This window comes from Moorena sp. SIO3B2, assembly GCF_010692525.1.
GTDB classification, from domain to species: domain Bacteria; phylum Cyanobacteriota; class Cyanobacteriia; order Cyanobacteriales; family Coleofasciculaceae; genus Moorena; species Moorena producens.
Genome location: NZ_JAAHHE010000016.1, coordinates 179668 through 188591, shown reverse-complemented (window position 1 = coordinate 188591; position 8924 = coordinate 179668). Strand labels below are relative to the sequence as shown.

Sequence of the window (8924 nt, the reverse complement as noted above, 5' to 3'; positions counted from 1 at the left end):
CTAAATCCGGTTTATAAAAGCTTATAAAAGTTAGTCATAAGTTAACCAATGATAATTAGTTAAATTTTTAATCTCTGAGGTCATGCTTTGGAGTAGCTGACAACGAGTTACTAAACGTTCTTCAATTTCATCTATAGTTTTAAAATATTCATTCACCAGAGGTTCATCTATCAAAGACCACAATCTCTCTGCTGGTTGTAGTTCCGGAGAGTAAGGAGGAAGAAATTTCACAATTATTCCCTCTGGTATTTTTACCTTTTGACTTCGATGCCATCCGGCATTATCTTCTACTAAAAGAATAACTTTTTCTTGATTAACTCCCACATCTAATGCGAAGGCTTGATCGACTAAACTTAACCATTGATTATTGACTCTTGGGATTAAATAGCAGAGAGTTTTTCCCGTTTTTGGTTCAACAAATCCATAAACATATAACCACTCATAACGATGTTGCACTACTGCTGTAGGTCTTTCTCCTATAGGAGCCCAGATTTTTTTGATAATTGGCTTTAATCCGACTCTGTGTTCATCAAAAAACCAGACCTCTACCTGAGCATCGGGAAATTTTGATCGTAATTGTTGGACTGTTAAAGGAAAATTATCCTTAAAATTATTTTGTTCAATCAGGTCTCCTTTTCGATGTTTCGGTCTGGGTTTCTGCCAAGAATATTTTGACTTTTTTAAGTAATCCCACCCCCTTTGATTCCAAACCTTTTCAATTCCGGTTATATTTTCAATCCATCTAGCTACTTTGGGTCCAGTCCATATTCCCCCATCTGGTGGTCTTTTTTTTAGTTGAACTGTTAATTCTTGGAACTGTTTTTCGTTTAATAATGGCTTTTTACCTCTGGGATGCTTAACACTTTTTTTCTTAAGATTTTTGACTCCTTTTTCTCCCAATTCATTATATTTTTTAATAATTTTAAAAGCATATTGATAGTTTATTCCTACAGCGACCGCTGCATTTTTTATTGTCCAGCCTAGAGAAATTTTCCATAATAAATGCCATCTTCTTGCTTCTACGGGGTCTTGAGAAGCTCTGTATCTTTTTTTCAGTTCACCATTACTCAGATGGTCAGCTAAATAAGCTTTTTTGGGCATTTGACATTAGAATTTTGTATTAAGTCTATTATAACCGGATTTGGTATAAAACCTGTTACTGTTCACGAATCCGATCCCATTGCTATAGATTAATAATTAATTTTTTGTTAATTTCCTTAACCCTTAAATTCACCTAGCTTATAGCCCAAAAAGGGACTTACTGCTATAAGTTGCTATAAGTTGCTATAAGTTACTAGTTGTGTATAAATGTTATGGATTGTTATGGATTGTGTTCAAAAAGATAAAATATAAATAGTGATAGATAACTATGTTAAAAAAATGTAAATAAATGATTATTTTTGCTATCCGATGTTAAATTAAGGCGGCAACGATATAGCAATCGAATAAGAGAGCATCTATGGAACTGATTCAACTGTTAACCGAAAACCTGGGAGTGCAAGAGAATCAAGCCCAAGGCGGAGCTGGACTTATTTTCCAACTGGCCAAGGACAAGCTGGGAGATGAGAGTTTTGCCCCAGTACTGCAATCTATTCCAGGAATAAATGATTTGCTCCAAGCAGCACCAAAAAGTGGTGGCATGATGGGAGCCTTGGGAGGATTAGCGGCATCAATGGGTGGTGGCGTTGGACAATTAGGCACTCTAGCTACCCTGGCAGCAGGTTTTTCTCAACTAGGCATGGATAGTGGGATGATTTCCAAATTTCTACCGATAGTCCTCTCTTTCGTTCAAAACCAAGGTGGGGACGAGATCAAAAACCTTTTGGCAAAAGTGTTGAGCTAGAGCGATTGATTGGATGGCTGATATGTGATGGTAATGAGGGATCAACCCAAGACTTGGGTATGTTTTCCCAAAGTCAGGTCATCAAAGAGACATCTCCATAAACTCGGTTTTGACCCAGGCAGTGCAAGGGTTTGAGGTTAATTTTTGGAGATGTCTAAGGGATGAGGGAGAATGTTTTAGGTGGTCACTTAATTTCATCCTTGATGCTTCATCCTTGATGCTTCATCCAGACAAGACACTGGTTCAGCTGATCTTGCATAGTCTGAGCATAAGTATGATACCGGCGTCCATGTCCTGGTAATACCCACTCGAACAAGTAGTTGGTTAACCTCTCCATTGACTTGATTAATTCCTTCCAGGAGTAGAAGCAGTAGCGACGAAAGGCAATCAGTTGCTGAAGTTGATCAGACCAAGCAAGATGGTCACCCGTGAAGAGAAATTTGTTATTGTACAGTAGAACCGTGTGACCTTTGGTGTGACCAGGAACGGGGATAATCAACAGATCCTTGTCTAAGGGATAAGGCTTAGAAGTAGTGAGCTGAATTTCCACATCACGGGTATCAGTGGTAATGTCATCTCTATGCAAAATGCGTTCGCACTGGAAATGCTGTCTGTACTTGTGATGATCTGCCACATCATCCCGATGGGTCAGGAACATGTAACGAATCCCACCCATTGCCTCTAGACGTTTGACTAGTGGTGGTGTAAAGCAAGGAGAATCGATTAAAATATTGCCTTGGGGGCGTTGGATAAGGTAGCTAGCAGCACCGTAGGAGTTTTCTGAATGGTAGCCGCAATGGTAGACATTTTCTGCTACTGGGATGGGGAAACTATGCTGAGCGTCTTTAATGTCTTTAGGTTTCTCAACAGTACCAATAGAAGAGGTGGGACAAGATAATAGGGCTTGAAGAGCTCTCAAGCGTTCTGTATCATTAGCAGGTTGATGATAAACTGCAGACTGGTGATCAGCACGATGAAACACTTCCGGAGTCATCCAACGGCAGGCATCACAATCAATACAGCTGCTATCCACTTGACACTCCCCGGCCTTTAGGCGCGGGGATTCCTAGATCAACGAGCCGCCTTAAACCATGGAGTTCTCATCTTTGACGCCGCCAAAAACAAGACAATACTCAACCGAGAATCCGTTAAGACTAAATTCCTAGTTAATTCACCATAGACCCAGAGGGCAGTTCTCCTTAGGCGTTTAACTACTCTTTGGAAGTGCCTTAAAAAGTCTGTTTCTCTTCCTTTCGTTTGGTTCCGGTGTGCCCCACCGTACCGTTTTTTTTTCAAAGTGTGATTCTTCTGGGTTCACACACCAACTGTTAATTGATGATTGGGTTTTTAAGGAGGAGATTCCCTACCCTCCGGGCATTACTACTTTAAGGTCGATAAGTTACGGGTCTCTCTCCCGGCTCAGCCTACGGTTTTTCAGCCTGTACCCTATATTTTAATTATAACCTGGCGCTAGATAAGCGTCAACTTAAAAGCCGTCCTAGAAGGACGGGGCGCGATTACCCATTTTTTTGGTAAAAGTCACCAGTGATATTTTGAGCGCGGCGTTGGTTGAGATGAGCCATAACTGTCTAACTCTCGTTCGTCATAGGGATTGCGCTTGCTACCAGGGGATATAGCTAATTCAATTGTAGCTAAAGCGCGATTAACCAAAGCGCATTTTTAACCCAACTATGTTTTAACCCAACTTATGTAGGACAATAAGGCAATACCCGAACCTCTTAGCATCTCGTGACTAAATTTCTGTTTGTAACTGACCTTGACAATACTCTAGTAGGGGATGATGAGGCTCTGCTTAAACTGAACCCTCTGCTAAGTCAGCATCGCCAAGAACATGGTACAAGAATCGTTTATGCTACAGGGCGATCCCATAGTTCCTACCACCAGCTGAAAGCCGAGAAGCCACTTCTTGATCCAGATGCTCTGATCACCTCTGTGGGTACAGAAATTTATGATAATGATGGCCAAGATACACCCAATCCAGACTGGTCGTCCAAGTTATCTGAAGGCTGGGATCGGGAAATGATTGTGGAAACGGCTGCCCAATATCCTGACTTAATTCCTCAAGTAGAATCAGAACAACGTCCCTTTAAAGTCAGCTATCACCTGACGGAAGAAGCAGCTTTGAGGGTGCTACCTCAACTGGAATCTCAGCTTCAAGGAAGGGGTCTTAATTTCAAGTTGATCTATAGTGGTGGGAAAGACTTAGACATTCTACCCAGCAATAGCGATAAAGGTCTAGCGGTAGAATTTTTACGGCAACAGTGGGGAATTGAGCCGGAACGGACAGTGGTTTGTGGCGACTCAGGAAATGACATTGCCTTATTTAGCGTTGGCTTTTCCCGAGGAATTATAGTGGGTAACGCCCGACCAGAACTTCGCAAGTGGTACGAAAACAACTCAGCAGATTACCATTACCTGGCTCAAGATCACTGTGCAGGTGGTATAATAGAAGGTTTAAGTTATTTTAGCTTTTTTGTCAGTAATGATCGCCAATAAATAAGAAATAGTTAATAGTTAAAAGTTGCAGGTTAATCGAGTTACAACTTGCAGGTTAGTAGGTTGCAGGTTAATCGAGTTAAAAGTTGCAGGTTGGTAGGTTGCAGGTTAATCGAGTTACAAGTTGCAGGTTAATCGAGTTACAAGTTGTAGGTTAATCGAGTTACAAGTTGTAGGTTAATCGAGTTACAAGTTGTAGGTTAATCGAGTTACAAGTTGTAGGTTAATCGAGTTACAAGTTGCAGGTTGGTAAGTTGCAAGTTATGCTCTCAACTATCCTTCACTATTTTCGTGGTGGAGTACAACCTTAAACCAAGCTTAAACCAACCTTCAACCTTTAACCAACCTTTAAGCAAGCTTCAACCTTAAACCTTCAACCTTAAACCTTAAACCTTAAACCTTAAACCTTCAACTAATGATCAGCTATCTCAAGGGGACAGTAGCTAGCATTCAAAAAAGCACTGGTAATCGGGTCACTCTGATTTTAGATGTCAACTACATTGGCTATGAAATACAAATTACTCGCCGTTTGTCCCAGGAGTTGCCCGTAGCTTTATCGGAAAAAACCGTGCAAATCTTCACCCATTTGCAAATCCGGGAGGAGCAACAGGTGCTATACGGTTTTGCCTCAGCCGCTGAGCGGGATTTGTTTCGTCAATTAGTTAGTGTCAACGGTATTGGTGCTCAATTAGCGATCGCACTACTGGACACCTTGGGATTGCCAAATTTAGTCCAAGCGATTGTTACAGGTAATATTCGTGCCTTATCCAAAACCCCTGGTGTGGGTAGCAAAACTGCTGAACGCATTGCTCTAGAACTGAAAACAAAGTTGGCTCAATGGCATAAGGTATCGGAGGTAGAGTCCCCACTATCTGCTAATGGACTCTCACCAGGGATTCAGGAAGATGTGGAGATGACCCTGTTAGCTTTGGGATATGAAAATGATGAAATCGCTCAAGCACTCCATGCTATTAGTGAGGATACTCAGGTCGCTAAAAGTAAGAATGCGGAAGATTGGATTCGAGAAGCGATCGCTTGGTTGAGTCGCTGATGATATTCCTGATCGTACCCATAAATATAGCGTTTCTAAATATAGCGGTTCCACGAGTGAGCTACATCTGGATCAGCGCTACTAGGGGGAGAGTGGCAATAGGGGGAGGAGATTGAAGAAATTTGGGTTTACCTCATCCCACAACAGAACCGCTATAATCTGACTGAAACCTGAAACCTGCAACCTGCAACCTCCAACCTGCAACCTGCAACCTGCAACCTCCAACCTCCAACCTCCAACCTCCAACCTAATAAATTACCCTTCGAGCACGAAATCCTTGAAGAGTCTGGGGCAAAAACGAACAACCTAGGGTTTTAGATTGTGGTAGATCGCAATCATGACAATCGCCAGTAGAAGCTTTTACTCGTCTAGGAAACTTGACATGGAAGGTAGACCCCTTACCCAGCTTACTCTCTACCGTAATCGTTCCTTGCATCAACTTGACTAAAGATTCTGTAATGGCCAGTCCTAAGCCGGTACCCGAGTACTTGCGAGTTGTAGTTTGATCAATTTGTTGGAACTCCTCAAAAATATGCTCTAAGTCATTCTCGGCAATTCCAATTCCCGTATCCCTAACAGTGAGCATCAGCCAGTCGGTGGAAATTTCCTTGACTACCACCTCTACCCTGCCCATTTCGGTAAACTTAATCCCATTGGAAACCAGATTGACCAAAATCTGCCGCAGGCGGAGGCTATCATTGATTACGATCGGATTTTTTAAATTGGTTTGGATATACAACCCTAAGTCCTTCTGAGCGGCTAGACAACGGAATTCATTGATGGTTTCTTTGATCAACCTGTCCAAATGCAAACTTTCCAAGGTTAACTCCAGACAAACTGCCTCAATTTTGGACAGGTCAATCATATCCTTAATCAGAGTCAGTAGATGTTGAGCATTATTGACAATGCGCTCCATTATATCTGCTTGTTGGTGAGTCAAGGAGCCCTGACGCTGACGCAATAGAAGCTGGGAAAAGCCAATAATGGCATTCATGGGAGTTCGTAACTCATGGGATATCGTAGAAACAAACTGGGATTTCAACCGTGCTGCTTCCAACAATTGCAGGTTCTGTAGCTTGAGGGATGCATCTCTCCTTTCCAGTTCCCGATTCTGGCGAGCCAGCATACTGTTCTGACACTCTAAACGTGCTTCTTGCTCCTCTAAGGCTTTAATCATGCGAGCATTATCAATTGCGATCGCAGCTTGTTCATTAATCATGCGAGCATTATCAATTGCGATCGCAGCTTGTTCACCCACTGCTGCTAGCAGATTCCGACCTGATTGGTCTAATGCCTCTGGGTCTTCCCAATTGCCAATAGCTAGTACTCCCAAGGGTCCTGCTTGCACAGACTCAATCGCCACAGCGTAAATAGCTGTAGGTACTTCCTCTTCCGGATGCCGCGAATCCCAACCCTTGCGCTGAATTAACTCAGATGTTCCAGTTAAAAAGACTTGAGAGAGTAACCCTTGCTCAAGGGGCAAGATGTCTTCCCACTGGAACTTTTGTGTATCAATTCCCTCAATAACCCTTAAGACTTCAGAGTTACCAAGAGAATTATTGAGAATGATGAAACAAAATTCAACCCCAGCAATCGCTTTAACTACCTCCGATACCATCTCTTGCAACAGATTTGGAAGGTTAGTCAGCCGTTGATTGAGGAGATTAGTCAACTGGTGTAGGGTTCTCAATTGCTTTTGCTGTTCATTGAGAATGGTAATTACCTGCCTGAGATCATCACTCGCCTGGTTTGCCTCTCGGTATAACCGCGCATTTTCAGTGGCTAGGGCAGCGCGACTAGCTAAATCCTCAGCCAACTTGACATCGATCTCATTGTAGCGGCGACCTGAATCACTCCTGACAAACCAAATTGAGCCCAAGATTTGTGAACCCATTCGTAAAGGTACACAAATGTAACACTTAATTTTCAGTGCCTGTAACATTCTGAGATGGTCAGGATCATCAGCAGCAGCACTTAGGAATTGATCAGAAACCTCAAAATAGGCATCCGTACAACCTGTACGTAAAACCTTGCCGTTGCCATAGTCTTCATCCCCCTGGGCAGGGTAGCAACGGTGCAGTTCCCAAATCAACTGCTCTTGCTCTGGGTTAACATGGGCAACGGCAAGGCGCTGGTAAGACTGGGGAGTATCATAGCTATCAACTCCCGATACCACATCAATAGCACACCAATCAGCAAAGCGAGGGATTACCAGCTGCACTAGGTTGTCCAATGTAGTCTGGTAATCGAGGGAAGCTGAAAGTACAGCAGAAGCCTCCGCCAGAAATCGCTGGGATTCTTCTGCTCGCTTCTGCTCAGTAATATCAGTAATTACACCAGACATCCGGAATGGTACTCCTTGATCATTCAACTGGGCTTTGCCACGAGCAGTACAGTAGCGATCTTCTCCAAAAGCACAGGGTAGGTTAAATTCTACATCCAGTTCAAGGTAATCTTGTTGGTAACTAGCCACCGCCTTAGTAACTTTGAGTAGATCTGAGCAATTTAGTAAATTAAATAACACATCAGGGGAAAAGTTATGGTGGTACTTCCCTATCTGTTCAGGCGACAAGCCAGTAAGTTCATAGAAGCGGTCATTACAATACAGTTGTTTAGTGATCAGGTTCCAGTCCCAGATCCCGTCATTGGAACCTTCTAGCACCAAGCGGTAGCGTTCTTCGCTTTCTTTGAGCCGCTGATGAGCTACAGCTGCTTCCCGTTCTGCGCGGTAGAGGCGAACTGCATTAGAGAGGCTACGTAAGAGATTTTCTGATGAGATTTGGCTTTTGGTCAGATAGTCCGATGCTCCAGATTTCATCAGCTCAACCGCAATTTGCTCATTAATTTGCTCGTTCCCTTGGTCACTCAACACAATCACAGGGACTTCAATGCCAGCATCACGGATTTCTTTAACCAGAGTCAATCCGTCCCCATCCGGTAAGTGATAGTCCAATAGAATGCAGTCCAAACTCGGTTGGGTAAGGCTAGAGTTAGCGCAGCGTGATGCGATGATCGACCTAGCGCTTTTGCTGTCAACTGCAACAGCTATTTTTACGGGTATACCCCCTCTGTTAAGAGCTTTAATTATGGCTTTGCAGTTAACTTGATCATCCTCTACGATCAGTAGTCTGATAATCTCGTCCATGATTTAGCGGTTGAGCTTTTGTCATTGGTTATGGGCTAATAGACCTCTTGCAAAAGTTTTTCGTGGTATAATCAGTAGTTTGGGAATTTTCGAGTTAGCGATCGCTTAAGACTAACAAACTTACTTTGTACTTTGTTTGTGTATAAGCCTAGTACACACAATCTACATAATTTTTACCAAAACTATTATTCTAACTCAAAATATTTTTGCAAGAGGTGTAATGATTAGTGGATAGTGGGTAGTAGCAGTTCTTGACTGACAACCGACACCTGAGGAGGCTAATGAATTATATTGAGCATACTCTATTGGTTCAGTTTAGGTATCGCCCCAATTTAGTCAACCTTACGGACTTGACAATCTCTCCACAT

The 8924-nt window shown here is 42.7% G+C and carries 7 protein-coding genes; 3 read left to right on the top strand and 4 right to left on the bottom strand.

Features of this window, described 5'->3' with window-relative positions:
- Nucleotides 1–30: 30 nt before the first annotated feature.
- A complete protein-coding gene (locus F6K38_RS06285; protein WP_287356288.1) occupies nucleotides 31–1101 on the bottom strand; it encodes an IS630 family transposase in 1071 nt (356 codons plus the stop codon).
- A 358-nt stretch (nucleotides 1102–1459) separates the two neighbouring features.
- Between F6K38_RS06285 and F6K38_RS06280 the strand changes: the two genes are divergently transcribed.
- Nucleotides 1460–1843: a DUF2780 domain-containing protein gene (locus F6K38_RS06280; RefSeq protein ID WP_008191623.1), complete on the top strand. Its 384-nt coding sequence runs from the start codon at nucleotides 1460–1462 to the stop codon at nucleotides 1841–1843.
- Between the two features lie 208 nt (nucleotides 1844–2051).
- On the opposite strand, the gene F6K38_RS06275 is transcribed toward F6K38_RS06280, so the two are convergent.
- Nucleotides 2052–2876 carry an MBL fold metallo-hydrolase gene (locus tag F6K38_RS06275; RefSeq protein WP_044495806.1) on the bottom strand — a complete coding sequence of 275 codons (825 nt, stop codon included), beginning with the start codon at nucleotides 2874–2876 and terminating at the stop codon, nucleotides 2052–2054.
- Nucleotides 2877–2914: 38 nt separating this feature from the next.
- Nucleotides 2915–3139, bottom strand: coding sequence for a hypothetical protein (locus tag F6K38_RS06270; protein ID WP_131827029.1), 225 nt, complete (start codon nucleotides 3137–3139; stop codon nucleotides 2915–2917).
- 453 nt (nucleotides 3140–3592) lie between these two features.
- On the opposite strand from F6K38_RS06270, the gene F6K38_RS06265 reads away from it, so the two are divergent.
- Entirely contained in the window at nucleotides 3593–4360 is a 768-nt protein-coding gene (locus F6K38_RS06265; protein ID WP_287248282.1) for a sucrose-phosphate phosphatase, read from the top strand.
- Between the two features lie 415 nt (nucleotides 4361–4775).
- Nucleotides 4776–5411: a Holliday junction branch migration protein RuvA gene (gene ruvA / locus F6K38_RS06260; protein ID WP_008191617.1), complete on the top strand. Its 636-nt coding sequence runs from the start codon at nucleotides 4776–4778 to the stop codon at nucleotides 5409–5411.
- A 247-nt stretch (nucleotides 5412–5658) separates the two neighbouring features.
- Here the strand turns inward: ruvA and F6K38_RS06255 are convergent, their stop codons facing one another.
- The gene (locus F6K38_RS06255; RefSeq protein ID WP_008191615.1) at nucleotides 5659–8556 is read right to left on the bottom strand and encodes a hybrid sensor histidine kinase/response regulator; all 2898 of its coding nucleotides are present in this window, start codon (nucleotides 8554–8556) and stop codon (nucleotides 5659–5661) included.
- Between the last annotated feature and the right edge of the window lie 368 nt (nucleotides 8557–8924).

Bases quoted from the DNA above. Each gene is read 5' to 3' on its own strand.
- F6K38_RS06285 (WP_287356288.1), bottom strand. From the start codon at position 1,101: ATGCCCAAAAAAGCTTATTTAGCTGACCATCTGAGTAATGGTGAACTG.
- F6K38_RS06280 (WP_008191623.1), top strand. From the start codon at position 1,460: ATGGAACTGATTCAACTGTTAACCGAAAACCTGGGAGTGCAAGAGAAT.
- ruvA (WP_008191617.1), top strand. From the start codon at position 4,776: ATGATCAGCTATCTCAAGGGGACAGTAGCTAGCATTCAAAAAAGCACT.
- F6K38_RS06255 (WP_008191615.1), bottom strand. From the start codon at position 8,556: ATGGACGAGATTATCAGACTACTGATCGTAGAGGATGATCAAGTTAAC.